This window comes from Micromonospora terminaliae (assembly GCF_009671205.1).
Classification (GTDB): Bacteria; Actinomycetota; Actinomycetes; order Mycobacteriales; family Micromonosporaceae; genus Micromonospora; species Micromonospora terminaliae.
In genome coordinates this window covers 2,399,077-2,415,750 of the sequence record NZ_CP045309.1, presented here as the reverse complement: position 1 = coordinate 2,415,750, position 16,674 = coordinate 2,399,077, and the positions used below count along the sequence as shown (strand labels likewise).

Genomic DNA, 16,674 nt, shown 5'->3' with positions numbered 1-16,674 from the left:
CGTGCTTCGCTTCCTGCTGAACGTGTTGTGGCTCGTCTTCGGCGGTGGCGCCGTCCTGGCCCTGGGCTACGGGGTGGCCGCCCTGATCTGCTTCGCGCTGGTGATCACCATCCCGTTCGGGGTGGCCTCGCTCCGCCTGGCCTCGTACGCGCTGTGGCCGTTCGGCCGCACGCTCGTCCCGAAGCCCGGCGCCGGGGTCGCCTCCGGCCTGGCCAACGTGCTGTGGGTGCTGCTGGCCGGCTGGTGGCTGGCCCTGTCGCACATCCTCGCCGGCGTCGCGCTCTGCGTCACGATCATCGGCATCCCGTTCGGGGTGGCCAACTTCAAGCTCGTCCCCGCCGCGCTCTGGCCCCTCGGCCAGGAGGTCGTCGAGACGCCCTGAGCCGGGCCACCCACCCGTCGGCCGCTCAGCGGCTCAGCCGCGCGTTGAGCCGTGCGGCCTGCCGGGTGAGGTGGTCACGTTCGGCGAGGCTGGCTGCTGACCGGGCGGCCTCGGCGTAGAGCCGGGCAGCGGTCACGACGTCACCGTCCCGCTCGTGCAGGTACGCCGCGACGGCGGTGTAGCGGGGCAGGGCGGGGTCCAGCGTCGCCAGTGCCGCAAGTCCCGAACGCGCGCCGTCGGCCTCGCCGACCGCGACGGCCCGGTTGAGACGGGCCACCGGGCTGCCGGTGAGCCGCACCAGCTCGTCGTACCACTCGACGATCTGCACCCAGTCGGTCTCCTCGGCGGCCGGGGCGTCGGCGTGGAGCGCGGCGATGGCCGCCTGGGCCTGGAACTCGCCCAGCCGGTCGCGGGCGAGCGCCCGCTGGAGCACCTCGACGCCCTCGGCGATCAGCCGGGTGTTCCAGCGGCTGCGGTCCTGCTCGGCGAGGGGTACGAGCCGGCCGTCGGGGCCGGTCCGTGCCGGGCGCCGCGCATGGTGGAGCAGCATGAGCGCGAGCAGCCCGGCGACCTCCTCGTGGTCGATCGCGGCCGCCAGCTGGCGGGTGAGCCGGATCGCCTCGCCCGCGAGGTCGACGTCGCCGGAGTAGCCCTCGTTGAAGACCAGGTAGAGCACGCGCAGCACGGTGGCGACATCACCGGGCTGGTCGAACCGCACCTCCGCGACGGTCCGCTTGGCCCGGCTGATCCGCTGGGCCATGGTCGCCTCCGGCACCAGGTAGGCCTCCGCGATCTGCCGGGTGGTCAGGCCGCCGACCGCGCGCAACGTGAGGGCCACGGCCGAAGCAGGTGTCAGGGACGGGTGCGCGCACAGGAAGTACAGCTGGAGCGTGTCGTCCTCCCCCTCGACCGGGCCGGGCACCGGCTCGGCGTCGACGCGCACCTCGCGGTGCCGGCGCGAGGCATCGGCGCGAACGGCGTCGAGGAACTTTCGCCAGGCCACCGTGACCAGCCAGCCCTTCGGGTCGCGCGGCGGGTCGCCCGGCCACGCACGCACCGCCTCGACGAGGGCGTCCTGGACGGCGTCCTCGGCCGCCGCGAAGTCAGCTCCGCGGCGGACGAGGATGCCGATCACGGTGGGGGTGAGGGTCCTCAGCAGGGCCTCGTCCACCGTGGTCACTCCGTGATGGTCGGGGGCTCGGTCAGGAACGGCCGCACCTCGAGCCACTCGTGGATCGGCTTCCCACCCGCGCCCGGCGCCGCGGACAGCTCACCGGCGAGCGCGAGCGCCCGCTCGTAGCTGTCGACGTCGATCACCATCCAGCCGGCGATCAGGTCCTTGGTCTCCGCGAACGGGCCGTCGGTGACCGGCGGCCGCCCCTCGCCGTCGTACCGGACGAACGTGCCCTCCGGGGAGAGCGCCTGGCCGTCGACGAACTCGCCGGTGCCCTCGAGCCGGGTGGCGAAGTCCCGCATGTACTGCATGTGGGCCGAGACCTCCTCCGGCGTCCACTGGTCCATCGGCACGTCGTTGACCGCCGCCGGTGCGCCCCGGTAGTGCTTGAGCAGCAGGTACTTCATCGTGTTCTCCTCAGTGCGGTACGGCCGTCGTGGCCGTGTTCACCCGGGGGACGGAGCCGCCCGCACGTTCTCGACATCGCACCGCGACTTTTTCTGGCCGACCTTGATGACACCACACACTCCCCTAGAGCGTCCTAGGAGGCTAGGGATACGGGTGACGGGGCCTCACTCGAAAGGGGCTCACGAACGAGTCGGCGCGGCTAGCGTCGGAGTGGTGGGCGGTCATAACGGGGTGATCGAGGCACTCAAGGCAGACCCCACCATGTCGGGCCTGCGCCGGTCGCTGGAGGCGTACTACGGCGACCCGGCCCGCGACACGGCGATGGACGCGTTCTACGCACCCCTCATCCGTCCCGGTGACCTGGTCTTCGACATCGGCGCCCACGTGGGCGACCGCCTCGGCAGTTTCCGGCGGCTGGGCGCCCGGGTCGTGGCCGTCGAGCCGCAGCCGCTCTGCACCCGGGCCCTGCACGCCCTCTACGCGGACGACGATCGGGTGATTGTGGTGGAGGCGGCGTGCGGGGCGCGTACCGGGCCGGTGCGGCTGCACGTGAACTCGGCAAACCCCACGATCTCGACGGTGTCGGCGGGGTTCCTGCAGGCGGCCGACGGCGCCGGCGGCTGGGCGCACGAGGTCTGGGACGCCGAGATCGAGGTGGCCGGGACCACCCTCGACACCCTGATCGCGGCGCACGGCGTGCCGGCCTTCGTGAAGATCGACGTGGAGGGCTTCGAGGACGCCGTGCTGGCCGGGCTGAGCCGGCCACTGCCGGCGCTGTCGTTCGAGTTCACCACCATCGAACGCGACCTGGCCGCGCGCTGCCTGGACCGGCTCACCGGGCTGGGGTTCACGTCGTTCACCGTGGCGCTCGGCGACGAGATGGCGTTCGCCCTGCCCGGCTGGCGAGCGGCGGACGAGGTGGCGGCATACCTGCGGGCCCTCCCCCACGAGGCCAACTCCGGCGACGTCTACGCCCGCACCCGCCCGGCGTAGTTCCTCGTATCGACGCTGCTCACACCCTTGATCGGCCACCTTGTCCAGAGGCACTTTTTTCAGGTTTCGAACTTAGCCATGTTTTGTTACGCGCCCGTTATTGACGTGACCGCCGCCACTTCGGTTGACTGCGACGGAACCGCTTCCGCAACCGGTTCCGAAACATCCGCCTCACCCCTGCGACCCGGGAGCGTCACGTGCCGATCACCATCGCCGACGTCGCCACCCGTGCCGGGGTGAGCAAGACGACGGTCTCGCGGGTGCTCAACGGCAAGGGCGAGGTGCACGTCCGGACGGCCGACCGGGTCCGCGCGGTCATCAATGCCCTCGGGTACGTGCCGAGCGCCCGGGCGGTCGGCCTGGCCCGCGGGCGTACCCGGGTGGTGGGCATGCTGGTCCCCGCCCTGACCTGGCCGTGGATGGGCGAGGTGCTCCAGGGCGCGGCCGACGTGGTCGAGGCCGAGGGGTACGGCATGCTGCTGTTCACCTGCACCCACGGCGACGAGTCGATGCGGCGGTTCGCCTCCCAGGTCTCCGCGAAGTCCTTCGACGGCCTGCTCGTGGTCGAGCCGGAGGGCACCCTCGACTACATCACCGAGCTGCACGAGCGCGGCCTGCCGGTGATCCTCATCGACGACCGCGGCCACCAGCCCGGCTTCCCGTCGGTGCGGACCACCAACGAGGCCGGCGCGCGGGCGGCAGCGACGCACCTGCTGGCGCACGGGCGGAAGCGGCCGCTGGTCGTCACCGGCCTGAGCCGCTTCGGCTGCACCCGGGAGCGGCTCGCCGGGTTCGCGGCCGGGTACGCCGACGCCGGCCTGCCCATCGATCCCACCCTCGTCGTGGAGGGTGACTTCACCTTCGAGTGCGGGCGGGTCGCGGTGGAACACCTGCTCGCCGACGGCGTGCCGTTCGACGCCGTCTTCGCCCACAACGACCTCTCCGCCGCCGGGGCGCTCCAGGCGCTGCGGGACGCCGGCCGGCGGGTCCCGGAGGACGTGGCGGTGGTCGGCTTCGACGACCTGCCGCTGGCCGGGCACACCCATCCACCGCTGAGCTCGGTGCGCCAGCCGTTGCGGGAGATGGGGGCGGTCGCCGCCCGTACCCTCATCGCCCACCTCGGCGGGACGCCGCTGCCCGGCACCCCGACCGTGATCCCGACCAGCTTCACCGTCCGTGCGTCGACCGGCGCCACCTGACCTCCCCATCGAGACAGCACCACCCGCACCGGCGGGCGACCCGCCCACCGGTGGTAGCACCGCACACCCTTCATCCACCCCATCCCGCTCGAGGACCGCGGGAGCACCGAGGGAGACCTCCATGAGAAGAAGGCAACTCCTCGCCGTCGCGCTGGCCGGCGCGATGGCCACCGGCGTCGCCGCCTGCGGCGACAGCCCGAACGCCAACAAGAAGAACGGCCAGGCGGCCACGGTGCTGAACGTCGGCATGCCGAACGGACCGCAGGCAGAGAACAACAACCCGTTCCTCACCACGTCCGCCGCGGCGTCGCTCGGCTACCGCTGGCAGATCTACGAGCCGCTGATGATGTGGAACCCGGTGAAGCCGGCCGACCCGTTCAAGCCGTGGCTGGCCACCAAGGCCGAGTGGTCGCAGGACTACACCTCGGTGAAGGTCACCATCCGGGACAACGCGACCTGGTCGGACGGGCAGAAGGTCACCGCGGAGGACGTGGCCTTCACCTACAACCTGGTGAAGAAGTACCCGGCGCTGAACGACCAGGGCGTGCCCTACACGGACGCGACCGCCAGCGGCAACGAAGTCACCATCAAGATGGAGAGCCCGCAGTTCGTCAACCAGCAGAAGGTGCTGTGGCGGGTGCCGATCGTGCCCAAGCACATCTGGGAGAAGATCAGCGACCCGACGACCGACACCGTCAAGCAGCCGGTCGGCAGCGGCCCGTACACCTTGAAGTCCTTCACCCCGGCCAGCATGACCCTGTCGGTGCGGGACAAGGGCTACTGGCAGGACCTGCCGAAGGTCAAGGAGCTGCGCTACACCTCCTACACGGACAACAGCGCGCAGACCACCGCCCTGGCCAACGGCGAGTCGGAGTGGAGCTTCGTCTTCATCCCCAACTACCAGGCCGTCTTCGTGGCCAAGGACCAGGAGCACCACAAGGTGTGGGCGCCGGCGATCCTCGGCATCCACGGCCTCTACCTCAACACCACGAAGAAGCCGTTCGACGACCCGGCGCTGCGCCGCGCCATGAACATGGTCATCGACCGCGCCGACATCTTCACCACGGCCGAGGCCGGCTACTTCCACCCGCAGGTGAAGAGCGTGACCGGCCTGCCCAGCCCGGCCGGTGACTCGTTCGTCGCGCCCGACTTCAAGGGCCAGGAGCACAAGGTCGACGTCGAGGGCGCCAAGGCGCTGCTGACCGGCGCCGGCTACAAGCTGGAGGGCAACACCCTCAAGGACAAGACCGGCAAGGCCGTCACCATCAAGCTGACCGACCCGGCCGGCTGGTCCGACTACCAGACCAGCCTGGAGATCGTGAAGGACAACCTCTCGAAGATCGGCATCGCGGCCACGATCGACAAGGCCAACCAGGACGCCTGGTTCCGCAACGTCGAGCAGGGCAACTTCGAGGCGACCTTCCGGTGGACCGAGGGCGGCGCCACGCCGTACGACATCTACCGGACGATCATGGACGGCCGGCAGCTCAAGCCGATCGGCACCGCCTCACCCGCCGGCAACTTCGGCCGCTTCAACAACAAGGAGGCGACCGACGCCCTGGTCGCCTACGCGAACGCGACCGACGACGCGGCGCGCACCACCGCCATGAACTCGCTGCAGAAGATCTTCGTCGACCAGATGCCGATGATCCCGGTCGGCGCGGACAACATCGGCGGCGCGTACAGCACGAAGAACTGGACCGGCTGGCCGGACGACTCGAACCCGTACGGCGCCATGCAGCCCACCCAGCCCAACGCGGTGGACGTGGTCCTGCACCTCAAGCCCGCCAACGGCTGATCCCGCCAACCGCCTCCCCGGCCGGCTGCCGGCCGGCCGGGGAGGCGCACCCCACGTTCAGACAGGAACTCGGCATGACGTTGAGCGAGAGCGCGGCGGCGCCGGTCGACGAGGTGGTGCTGGAGGCCGTCGGCCTGACCAAGCACTTCCCCGTCCGCAGGCGGCTGCGTGACCTCTTCTCCCGGACGCCGGCCGTCGTGCACGCCGTCGACGACGTATCGTTCGCGCTGCGTCGCGGCCGGGTGACCGCGCTGGTCGGGGAGTCCGGCTCCGGCAAGTCCACGGTGGCGCGGCTGCTGGCCCAGATCTATCCCCGCACCGCCGGCGACATCCGCCTGCACGGCACCTCGACCCGGGTGCGCGGCGGCCGGCCGTTCCGGTCGTACGTGCGGCGGGTCCAACTGATCCTGCAGGACCCGTTCGCCTCGTTGAACCCGGTGCACACCGTCCGCTACCACCTGACCCGGTCGCTGCGGATCCACGGCAACGCCGGGCGCGGCGCCGAGGAACTGGAGGCGGCCCTCGCCAAGCTGCTCACCCGGGTGAGCCTCACCCCGCCCGAGCGTTACCTGGACGCGTTCCCGCACGAGCTCTCCGGCGGCCAGCGGCAGCGTGTCGCCATCGCCCGGGCACTCGGCGCCGGCCCGGAGGTGCTCCTCGCCGACGAGCCGGTCTCCATGCTCGACGTCTCGATCCGCCTCGGCGTGCTCAACCTGCTGCAGGACCTCAAGCAGCGGCTCAACATCGCCATCCTCTACATCACCCACGACATCGCCTCGGCCCGCTACTTCGCCGACGAGACGATCGTCATGTACGCCGGCCGGATGGTCGAGGGCGGCGACAGCGAAACCGTCACCCAGAACCCGGCCCACCCGTACACCCGGCTGCTCACCGACTCCGCGCCCGACCCGGAGCGGATCACCGGCGACGGCGCCGGCGCCGACGCGGCCGCCGGTGCGGACCGCGGTCAGGGCGAGCCGCCGAGCCTCATCGCCCCGCCGTCGGGCTGCCGGTTCCACCCCCGGTGCCCGCACGCCATGCGGCGCTGCACCACCGACCTGCCGCCGCGGCTGGACATCGGCGACCGGCCCGACCACTGGGCGGCCTGCTGGCTCTACGACCCGGACACCCTCGCCGCCGAACCCCCCGGCTCGGCCGCGCCCGACGCCGACCCGACCGTGCCACCACCCGCGCCGGCGGTCGAGCGGGTCGACACCGCCACCCTGGGGGAGGCACGATGAGATTCCTCCTGCAGCGCACGGCCTTCTACCTGTTCACGGCGTGGGCCGCCATCACGCTCAACTTCTTCATCCCGCGGCTGGTGCCGGGCGATCCGGTGCAGGCCCTCATCTCGCGCAATCAGGGCCGGATCAGCGCCGACGCCATCGAGTCGCTGCGCGTGCTGTTCGGGCTGGACTCGCACGAGAACATCTGGCAGCAGTACCTCGACTACTGGGGGCAGCTGCTCCACGGCGACCTGGGCCTGTCGTTCACCTTCTTCCCCACGCCGGTGTCGACGGTGATCGGCGACAGCCTGCCGTGGACGGTCGGCCTGGTCGGGATCACCACGATCATCAGCTTCTTCCTCGGCACCGCGCTCGGCGTCGGCGCCGGGTGGCGGCGCGGCTCCTGGGTCGACGGGCTGCTGCCGGCCACGACGTTCCTGTCCTCGATCCCCTACTTCTGGCTGGGGCTCGTCGCCATCGCCGTGTTCACCGGGCCGGGGAGCTTCTTCCCCTCCTCCGGCGGCTACGAGGCGGGCCTCGTGCCGGCGTTCGACGGGTACTTCATCCCGAGCGCGATCAAGCACAGCGTCCTGCCCGCCGCCACCATCCTGGTCTCCTCGATGAGCGGGTGGATCCTCAGCATGCGCAACATGATGGTGACCGTCTCGTCGGAGGACTACATCACGGTCGCCCATGCGAAGGGCCTGTCGGAGCGCCGGGTCGCCCTGAGCTACGCCGCCCGAAACGCGCTGCTGCCGAACGTCTCGGGCTTCGCGCTGTCGCTCGGGTTCATCGTCGGCGGCACGCTGCTCGTGGAGATCGTGTTCTCCTACCCGGGCCTCGGTTTCCAGCTCTTCCAGGCGGTCGGCTACAAGGACTACCCGCTGATGCAGGGGATCTTCCTGATCATCACGATCTCCGTGCTGGTGGCGAACCTGCTCGCCGACGTCGCGTACCTCCTTCTCGACCCGCGGACCCGAAAGAGCTGAGCGATGACCATCTCACCGTCGAGCATCGAGCAGGTCATCCCCGGTCAGGGGGCGATGGCGCAGCCGTCGGCCGCGCCCGGCCGGGCGAAACGGCGCCGGTTCCGGTTCGTCGCCAACGCCAAGGCCGCCACCGGCCTGGTCATCCTGGGCGTCTACTGCCTCTTCGCGGTGATCGGGCCCTGGGTGGCGCCGTACGACCCGGACGCGCGCAGCGCCGACGTCCTCCAGGGGCCGTCGGCCCGGCACTGGTTCGGCACCACCCACCTCGGTCAGGACATCTTCAGCCAGATCCTCGTCGGCGCCCGCAGCGTCATGCTGGTGGGCCTGCTCGCCGGCGTCCTGGCGACGATCCTGTCCATCCTCATCGGGGTGACGGCCGGCTACATCGGCGGGGTGCCCGACGAGGGCCTGTCGGCGCTGTCCAACGTGTTCCTGGTCATCCCCGCCCTGCCGCTGATCATCATCGTGACGTCGATCGTCGAGCAGGCCAGCGACACGCTGGTGGCACTCATCATCGGCTTCACCTCGTGGGCGTGGGGCGCCCGCGTGCTGCGCGCCCAGACGCTGTCGCTACGCCGCCGCGACTACGTCGAGGCGGCCCGGGCCACCGGCGAGCGGACCTGGCGGATCATCCTGTTCGAGATCCTGCCCAACCTCACCGCGATCATCGCCTCCGGCTTCGTCGGCACCGTCATCTTCGCGGTCATGTCGGAGATCACCCTGGCGTTCATCGGCATCTCGTCGATCTCGTCGTGGAACTGGGGCACCATCCTGTTCTGGGCGCAGGGCCAGCAGGCCCTCGCGCAGGGCGCCTGGTGGTGGTTCGTGCCGGCCGGGCTGGCCATCGCGCTGCTCGGCACCGCCCTCGCTCTCATCAACTTCGGCATCGACGAGTTCGTGAGCCCCCGGCTGCGCAGCGCCGGCAAGACCCGGATCCGCACCGCCGACGGCCGCACTGTGCGCATGCGGGTCGGCTTCACCCCCGTGCTGGCCCCGGCCTCCCGCCCGGTGCCGGCCCCCCGAGAGGAGGTCGCACCGTGAGCGCGAGGAGTGCAGCGAAGCGGAGCCCCGCAGTCGCGAACGAAGGAGGGCTCAAGTGAGCGATCCGGTGCTGGAGATCCGCGGGCTGCGGGTCGACTACGGGCTCGGGGACGCGGCGGTGCACGCCGTCCGCGACGTGGACCTGACCCTGCACCGCGGCGAGGTGCTGGGCCTGGCCGGGGAGAGCGGCAGCGGCAAGTCCACCCTGGCGTACGGGCTGACCCGGCTGCTGCCGCCGCCCGGCGTGGTCAGCGGCGGCCAGGTGATCTACCACCCGGCCGACGGCCCGCCGGTCGACGTGCTGACGCTCAGCCCGGCGCAGCTGCGGCAGTTCCGCTGGGCGGAGACGTCGATCGTCTTCCAGGGCGCCATGAACTCGCTGAACCCGGTGCACAAGGTCTCCACCCAGCTCCTCGACGTGATCAAGGCGCACGACCCGACGAGCACGGCGGCGGGCCGGCTGGCCCGGGCCCGGGACCTGCTCCGCCTGGTCGGCATCGCCGCGGACCGGCTGGACAGCTACCCGCACCAGCTCTCCGGTGGCATGCGGCAGCGGGTGATGATCGCCATGGCGCTGGCGCTGGAGCCGCAGGTGGTCATCATGGACGAGCCGACCACCGCGCTGGACGTGGTGATGCAGCGGCAGATCCTCGGCCAGCTCGCCGAGCTGCGGGAGCGCCTCGGCTTCGCGGTGCTGTTCATCACCCACGACCTGTCGCTGCTGGTCGAGTTCTCCGACCGGATCGCCATCATGTACGGCGGCCGGATCGTCGAGGAGGCGCCCGCCGCCCAGCTGTACCGGCAGGCCCTGCACCCGTACACCGAGGGTCTGCTGCACTCCTTCCCGGCGCTGCGCGGACCGCGCCGGGAGCTGACCGGCATCCCCGGCTCGCCGCCGGACCTGCGGGCCATGCCGGCGGGCTGCGCATTCCACCCGCGCTGTCCGAAAGCGTTCGACCCGTGCGACAAGAAGGTGCCGGTGCTGGGCGCCACCGACCCGGACCGGGAGGTCGCCTGCTGGCTGCACCCGGTCGCCGCACCGGTCCCCCGCTGACCTCCGCCCTCCGTTCGACCGAACGACCCGCTACCGCGAGGAGAACCATGGACACCGACCTCACCCGCCCAGACACCACCGGGCAGGCCGACCCGATCGACACCCTTCCGCCGACCTTCCGGTGGGGGGTGGCGACCTCGTCGTACCAGATCGAGGGCGCGGTGGCCGAGGACGGCCGGACGCCGTCGATCTGGGACACCTTCTGCCGCGTGCCGGGCGCGGTGGCCAACGGCGACCACGGCGACGTGGCCTGCGACCACTACCACCGGATGCCGCAGGACGTCGCGCTCATCGCCGACCTGGGGCTGGACACGTACCGGTTCTCCGTGGCGTGGCCGCGGGTGCAGCCGGGCGGCCGGGGGCCCGCGAACCCGGCCGGGCTGGCCTTCTACGACCGGCTCGTGGACGAGCTGCTGGGCCGCGGGATCGACCCGTGGGTGACGCTCTACCACTGGGACCTGCCGCAGGAGCTGGAGGACGCGGGCGGCTGGCCGAACCGGGACACCGCCCACCGGTTCGCCGACTACGCGGAGCTGGTCTTCGGTGCGCTCGGCGACCGGGTGAAGACCTGGACCACGCTCAACGAGCCGTGGTGCTCGGCGATGCTCGGGTACGCGTACGGCAACCACGCCCCGGGCCGGCGGAACCTGGGTGACGGGATCGCCGCCGCGCACCACCTGCTGCTGGGGCACGGGCTGGCGGTGCAGCGGCTGCGTGCCGCGGCGGCCACCCCGATCGAGCTGGGCCTGACCGTCAACCTGTCCACGGCGGACCCGGCCAGCGACAGCGCGGCCGACCGGGACGCGGCGCGCGCGGCCGACGGGCTGGGCAACCGGCTCTACCTCGACCCGGTGTTCCGCGGCTCCTACCCGGAGGACGTGGTGGCCGACCTGGCGGCCGAGGGGGTGCGCATCCCGGTGCAGGACGGGGACCTGGAGGTCATCTCGTCGCCGATCGACGTGCTCGGGGTGAACTTCTACTTCGGGCAGGTGCACTCCGGGACCGACGAGCAGGGCCGGGAGCGCGACGACGACGGCCGGCCGGTACGCCGGGTCATCCGCCGGGACCTGCCGCGCACCGCCATGGACTGGGAGATCGTGCCGGACTCCTTCACCGAGCTGCTGGTCCGGCTGCACCGGGACTACCCGGGCGTGCCCCTGGTGATCACCGAGAACGGGGCGGCCTTCGACGACAAGCCGGACGCCGACGGGTTCGTGGCCGACGACGACCGGGTGGAGTACCTGGCCGAGCACCTGCGGGCGGTGGCCCGGGCCCGGCAGGCCGGCGCGGACGTGCGCGGCTACTTCGCCTGGTCGCTGCTGGACAACTTCGAGTGGGCGTACGGCTACGACAAGCGGTTCGGCATCGTGCGGGTGGACTACGACACCCAGAAGCGCACGCCGAAGCGCAGCGCGCACTGGTACCGCGACACCATCCGGCGGGTGCGCGGGGAGCGCTGACCGGCAGTTCGGGGCGGCCGCGCGGGATCCTCCCGGGCGGCCGCCCCGCCGTGCCCGGCGAGCCGTTCAGACGCTTTTTTCATGTCTTGACATAAGCAGGTGTGAGGGGTTTTCTCATTCACGGATGTCTATTCGGAAGGAGCATCCGTGTCCCCCACCACCATGCCCCGGCTCGCCGGCCGCGCCGCCCTGGCGCTCTGCCTCGCCGCCGGCACCCTCGCCCTCGCGCCGCCACCGGCCGCCCAAGCGGCCGGCGAGAGCGTCAACGTCTGGCTCACCACCACCTCCGACTCCGGCGGGCGGACCGTCACCCGGGGCCTGCAACAGCAGAGCCCCCTGACCTTCGCCGCCACCAGCCCCGGCGCCACGCACACGATCACCGTCGACGAGAACACCCGCTACCAGCCGTTCGAGGGCGCCGGCGCGTCCATCACCGACACCACGGCGTACCTGCTGCGCGGCGGGCCGGTGAGCGCGGCCACCCGCGACGAGGTGATGCGCAAGCTGTTCAGCCCCACCGACGGCATCGGCCTGTCCTACGTCCGCAACCCGATCGGCGCGTCCGACCTGTCCCGGCCCGGCAACGTCTCGCTCGACGACACCTGCTGCGACCTCAACGACTTCGGCGCAAACGGCTACGACACCGACGTGGAACTGCTCACCGCGCAGGCCCGGCAGCTCAACCCGGCGCTGCGGGTGATGGTGGTGCCGTGGAGCGCGCCCGGCTGGATGAAGGACAACGGCCGGATGGACCAGATGGGCTGGCTCAAGTGGGAGTACTACGCCACCTACGCCCAGTACTTCGTGAAGACCATCCAGGCGTACGCGGCCCGGGGCGTGAAGGTCGACTACCTCTCGGTGCAGAACGAACCCAACTGCTGCCAGTCCGGCAACCCCACCGCCATGGACTACCCGGGGATGAGCTGGAACTCCTCCGGCCTCGTCGAGCTGACCAAGAACTTCGTCTACCCGGCGTTCCGCGCCGCCGGCATCACCACGAAGGTGCTGGTGCACGACTGGAACTACGGCGACTACGGCACCATCGGCGCCGGGCTGCTCGCGGACAGCGCGGTGCGCACCGACCCGCTCTTCGGCGGCATCGCCTGGCACGGCTACTGGGGTGACCCGGCGGTCGGCAGTCAGGTGCACGGCCAGTACCCGGCGGTGCCGCAGTTCAGCACCGAGCACTCCGGCGGCACCTGGATCGGCAACCAGCACAACGAGGACATGGCCGACATCGTGAACTACGCCCGGAACTGGAGCCGGAGCGTCGTGAAGTGGAGCCTCGCGGTCAACCAGTTCATGGGCCCGCACAACGGCGGCTGCGGCACCTGCACCGGCCTCATCACGGTGCAGGAGGGCGGCGCCCGCGCCGGCCAGGTCGACTACACCATCGAGTACTACACGACCGGGCACCTCACGAAGTTCGTCCGGCCCGGCGCGCTCCGGATCGACTCCACCGCCAACGGCACGGTGCAGAACGTCGCGTACCGGAACCCGGACGGCACCAAGGCGCTGCTCGCGCACAACGGCGGCGGCTCCGCCCAGTCGGTGAAGGTGGTCTGGGGCGGGCAGTCCTTCACCTACACCCTGCCGGCCCGCACCACCGCCACCTTCACCTGGGCCGGCACCCAGTCCGGCGGCGGGGGCGGCACGCCGACCGGCCCGATCACCGGCATCGGTGGCAAGTGCCTCGACGCCACCGACAACAGCAGCGCCGACGGCACCCCGGCGCAGATCTGGAGCTGCACCGGCGGCGCGAACCAGCAGTGGACCCGGGCCGCCGACGGCACCCTCCGCGTGCTGGGCAAGTGCCTCGACGTGTCCGGCGGCGGCACCGCCAACGGCACGAAGGTGCAGCTGTGGACCTGTAACGGCAGCCCCGCCCAGCAGTGGACCTGGACGGCCGCGCGGGACCTCGTGAACCCGCAGGCGAACAAGTGCCTCGACGTCACCGGCAACACCTCCGCCGACGGCACGAAGACGCAGATCTGGAGCTGCACGGGCGGGGCCAACCAGAAGTGGAACCTCCCGTCCTGAGCCGGGGCCGGGCCGGCGGCGCTCCCGCCGCCGGCCCGGTGGCTCAGCGGGTGCGCGCGCGGGGCCGGCGGGCCGGCGGCACCGGCGCCGGGGACAGCCGGGCGACCGGTTCGCGCGGCACGCCGCCGTCGCGCAGCAGCCGGGCCATCGGCAGGGTGGCCGCGCCCATCGCGACCGCGTCCGGTCCGAGCCGGCACAGCTCGATCGAGGTCTGGGCGTACGGCTGGCGCAGCGCGTGCCGCGCCGTGACCTCGCGGATCTGCGGCAGGTAGCGCTCGCCCAGGGCCAGGCCGGCCCAGCCGCCCAGCACCACCCGCTCGGGGTTGAACAGGTTCACGAGGTTCGCCACCCCGGCGCCCAGGTAGCCGACCGTCTCGTCGAGCACCTTCGCGGCGGTACGGCTGCCGGCGCGCAGCAGCTCGCCGAAGGCGGTCTCCTCGTCGCCGCCGGCCGCGGGGCGACCGCGGTTGGCCTGCCGGAACCGGTCGAGCACCCCTTCCGCCCCCACGTACGCCTCGAGGCAGCCGAGGTTGCCGCAGCGGCAGCGGCGGCCCCCGTACACGATGGTCGTGTGCCCCCACTCGCCGGCGCTGCTGTGCGCGCCGCGGTAGCCCACGCCGTCGGCGACCACGCAGGCCCCGACGCCGGAGCCGACCAGGGCCACGACCGCGTGCCGGACGCCGCGCCCGGCGCCGAACCACATCTCGGCCTGGCCGAGGGTCTTGGCGCCGTTGTCGATGTGCACGGGGATGTCGGTGCCGGCGCGGAGCATGGCGCCGAGCGGCACGCCGTCCCAGCCGAGGGTCTGCGCGTGCACGACGGCGTCGGCGGTGCGCTCGACGGTGCCGGAGACGGCGACGCCGAAGCCGAGCACCGCGGCCGGGTCGACACCGGCCTGGTCGATCACGGCGGCGAGGCCGTGCAGCAGGTGGTCGGTGACCTGCCGGGGGTCGGGTTCGGCGGCGGCGATCGGATACTCCGCCTTGGCGAGCGCGGTCATCGCCAGGTCGAACAGCTCGACCTGCACCCGGGTCTCGCCGACGTCGGCGCCGACGAGGTAGCCGTAGGCGGGGGCGACCCGGAGCAGGACCCGGGGGCGGCCGCCGTCGGACTCGACCGAGCCGGCCTCCTCGACCAGGCCCTCGGCGATCATCTCGCCGACCAGGTTGCTCACGCTGGCCAGGCTGAGCGCGGTGGACTGCCCCAGCTCGTGCCGGCTCAGCGGGCCGTCCAGCCAGATCCGGGTGAGCAGGACCGACCGGTTGGCACGACGCATGTCGCGCACGGTGGTGCGTCTGGCGTCCACGTCCGCCGCCGTCCTCTCCCGGCCGCCCCCGGCGACCTGCTTCACGCCGTGAACCAAGTGCTGACAGACTACTGCGCATTTACATTTAACAAAGTTAACTGCTAGCCTCCGGCGCATCGATGAGGAGGTATGTCATGCGACTTCGACGACGGCTGACCGCCGTGCTCGGCGGTGCCCTGCTGCTCGCCGTACCCACCGCCCTGCCGGCCGCCACCGGTCTGGCCGCCTCCGCCGCGGAGACCGCGCTGGTCTCCTGCGCGGGCGTGCCGGCCTGGGCCGAGGGGGTGACCTGGACCGCAGGCAGCCGGGCCACCTACGCCAACCGGCTCTACCAGGCGCTGGTCACCCACACGCCGCCGGCCGGCGCGGGCTGGACGCCACCGGCCACACCGGCGCTCTGGAGTGACCTCGGCGCCTGCGGCGGCGGCACCCCGTCACCGACCGCCACCACGAAGCCGCCCTCGCCCACCCCCACGCCCACCGCCTCCCCCACGGCGTCGCCCACCCCCACGGCGACGCCCACTCCCACCGCGACCACGCCGCCGGGCGGTACCACCTGCGCGCTCAAGTCGCGGCCCACCGGCAAGGTGCTCCAGGGCTACTGGGAGAACTGGGACGGCGCGGCCAACGGCGTGCACCCGGGCATGGGCTGGATCCCGGTCACCGACTCCCGGATCACCGCACACGGCTACAACGTGGTCACCCTGGCATTCCCGGTGATCCGCGCCGACGGCACCGTGCTCTGGGAGAACGGCATGGACGCCGGCGTCAAGGTGCCCACGCCCGCCGAGGTGTGCCAGGCCAAGGCCACCGGCCTGACCGTCCTGCTGTCGATCGGCGGCGCGACCGCCGGCATCGACCTCGGCTCCAGCGCGGTCGCCGACCGGTTCGTCGCCACCGTCGTGCCGATCCTCAAGCGGTTCAACTTCGACGGCATCGACATCGACATCGAGACCGGGCTGACCGGCAGCGGCAACATCAACCAGTTCTCGACCTCACAGGCCAACCTCGTGCGGATCATCGACGGGGTGCTGGCCCAGATGCCCGCCGGCTTCGGGCTCACCATGGCCCCCGAGACCGCGTACGTCACCGGCGGCAGCGTCACCTACGGCTCGATCTGGGGCGCGTACCTGCCGATCATCAAGAAGTACGCGGACAACGGCCGGCTCTGGTGGCTGAACATGCAGTACTACAACGGCTCGATGTACGGCTGCGCGGGCGACTCGTACCCGGCCGGCACGGTCCAGGGCTTCACCGTGCAGACCGACTGCCTCAACAGCGGCCTGGTCGTGCAGGGCACCACCATCCGCGTCCCCTACGACAAGCAGGTCCCCGGGCTGCCCGCGCAGACCGGCGCCGGCGGCGGATACCTGTCTCCGGCGTTGGTGGCGCAGGCGTGGAACACCTACCGGGGCGGCCTCAAGGGGCTGATGACCTGGTCGGTCAACTGGGACGGCTCGAAGGGCTGGACCTTCGGGGACAACGTGAAGTCCCTCCAGGGCCGCTGAGGCCGCGCGGGGCCCCGCAGGCGCGCGGGGCCCCGCGCCGGACGGCCGCGATCGCCGTCCCCTGCGCCGTGGCCGATCACGCGCCTGGCCCGGCGT

At 71.9% G+C, this 16,674-nt stretch carries 14 protein-coding genes; 11 read left to right on the top strand and 3 right to left on the bottom strand.

Annotation, left to right across the window (positions count from 1 at the left end; translation table 11 throughout):
• Nucleotide 1 precedes the first annotated feature (1 nt).
• Nucleotides 2-382 (top strand): YccF domain-containing protein, encoded by a 381-nt coding sequence (locus GCE86_RS10645; RefSeq protein ID WP_208818086.1) that lies wholly within the window; start codon nucleotides 2-4, stop codon nucleotides 380-382.
• A gap of 25 nt (nucleotides 383-407) precedes the next feature.
• Here GCE86_RS10645 and GCE86_RS10640 read toward each other — a convergent pair whose 3' ends face one another.
• Entirely contained in the window at nucleotides 408-1,553 is a 1,146-nt protein-coding gene (locus GCE86_RS10640) for an RNA polymerase sigma factor (protein WP_154230440.1), read from the bottom strand.
• Between the two features lie 5 nt (nucleotides 1,554-1,558).
• Nucleotides 1,559-1,963, bottom strand: coding sequence for a YciI family protein (locus GCE86_RS10635; RefSeq protein WP_154226793.1), 405 nt, complete (start codon nucleotides 1,961-1,963; stop codon nucleotides 1,559-1,561).
• Nucleotides 1,964-2,225: 262 nt separating this feature from the next.
• Between GCE86_RS10635 and GCE86_RS10630 the strand changes: the two genes are divergently transcribed.
• The 9 genes from GCE86_RS10630 (at nucleotide 2,226) to GCE86_RS10590 (ending at nucleotide 13,764) form a co-directional block, all read left to right on the top strand.
• Nucleotides 2,226-2,957, top strand: coding sequence for an FkbM family methyltransferase (locus tag GCE86_RS10630; RefSeq protein WP_167537093.1), 732 nt, complete (start codon nucleotides 2,226-2,228; stop codon nucleotides 2,955-2,957).
• A gap of 197 nt (nucleotides 2,958-3,154) precedes the next feature.
• On the top strand, nucleotides 3,155-4,156 hold the full coding sequence (locus tag GCE86_RS10625; protein WP_154226792.1) for a LacI family DNA-binding transcriptional regulator: 1,002 nt from the start codon (nucleotides 3,155-3,157) through the stop codon (nucleotides 4,154-4,156).
• 121 nt (nucleotides 4,157-4,277) lie between these two features.
• On the top strand, nucleotides 4,278-5,954 hold the full coding sequence (locus GCE86_RS10620; protein ID WP_154226791.1) for an ABC transporter substrate-binding protein: 1,677 nt from the start codon (nucleotides 4,278-4,280) through the stop codon (nucleotides 5,952-5,954).
• Nucleotides 5,955-6,028: 74 nt separating this feature from the next.
• Nucleotides 6,029-7,195 (top strand): ABC transporter ATP-binding protein, encoded by a 1,167-nt coding sequence (locus GCE86_RS10615; protein WP_154226790.1) that lies wholly within the window; start codon nucleotides 6,029-6,031, stop codon nucleotides 7,193-7,195.
• Nucleotides 7,192-8,169: an ABC transporter permease gene (locus GCE86_RS10610; protein ID WP_154226789.1), complete on the top strand. Its 978-nt coding sequence runs from the start codon at nucleotides 7,192-7,194 to the stop codon at nucleotides 8,167-8,169. Before GCE86_RS10615 ends, GCE86_RS10610 begins: the two co-directional genes overlap by 4 nt.
• Before the next feature lie 3 nt (nucleotides 8,170-8,172).
• Nucleotides 8,173-9,210, top strand: a complete 1,038-nt coding sequence (locus GCE86_RS10605; RefSeq protein ID WP_204342151.1) for an ABC transporter permease — start codon at nucleotides 8,173-8,175, stop codon at nucleotides 9,208-9,210.
• Between the two features lie 55 nt (nucleotides 9,211-9,265).
• The gene (locus GCE86_RS10600) at nucleotides 9,266-10,264 is read left to right on the top strand and encodes an ABC transporter ATP-binding protein (RefSeq protein WP_154226788.1); all 999 of its coding nucleotides are present in this window, start codon (nucleotides 9,266-9,268) and stop codon (nucleotides 10,262-10,264) included.
• 47 nt (nucleotides 10,265-10,311) lie between these two features.
• Nucleotides 10,312-11,724 carry a GH1 family beta-glucosidase gene (locus GCE86_RS10595; RefSeq protein WP_154226787.1) on the top strand — a complete coding sequence of 471 codons (1,413 nt, stop codon included), beginning with the start codon at nucleotides 10,312-10,314 and terminating at the stop codon, nucleotides 11,722-11,724.
• Nucleotides 11,725-11,871: 147 nt separating this feature from the next.
• Nucleotides 11,872-13,764 (top strand): ricin-type beta-trefoil lectin domain protein, encoded by a 1,893-nt coding sequence (locus tag GCE86_RS10590; RefSeq protein WP_338106345.1) that lies wholly within the window; start codon nucleotides 11,872-11,874, stop codon nucleotides 13,762-13,764.
• A gap of 43 nt (nucleotides 13,765-13,807) precedes the next feature.
• Here GCE86_RS10590 and GCE86_RS10585 read toward each other — a convergent pair whose 3' ends face one another.
• Nucleotides 13,808-15,040, bottom strand: coding sequence for an ROK family transcriptional regulator (locus tag GCE86_RS10585; RefSeq protein ID WP_204342152.1), 1,233 nt, complete (start codon nucleotides 15,038-15,040; stop codon nucleotides 13,808-13,810).
• A 164-nt stretch (nucleotides 15,041-15,204) separates the two neighbouring features.
• On the opposite strand from GCE86_RS10585, the gene GCE86_RS10580 reads away from it, so the two are divergent.
• The gene (locus GCE86_RS10580; RefSeq protein WP_154226786.1) at nucleotides 15,205-16,578 is read left to right on the top strand and encodes a glycosyl hydrolase family 18 protein; all 1,374 of its coding nucleotides are present in this window, start codon (nucleotides 15,205-15,207) and stop codon (nucleotides 16,576-16,578) included.
• Nucleotides 16,579-16,674 lie beyond the last annotated feature (96 nt).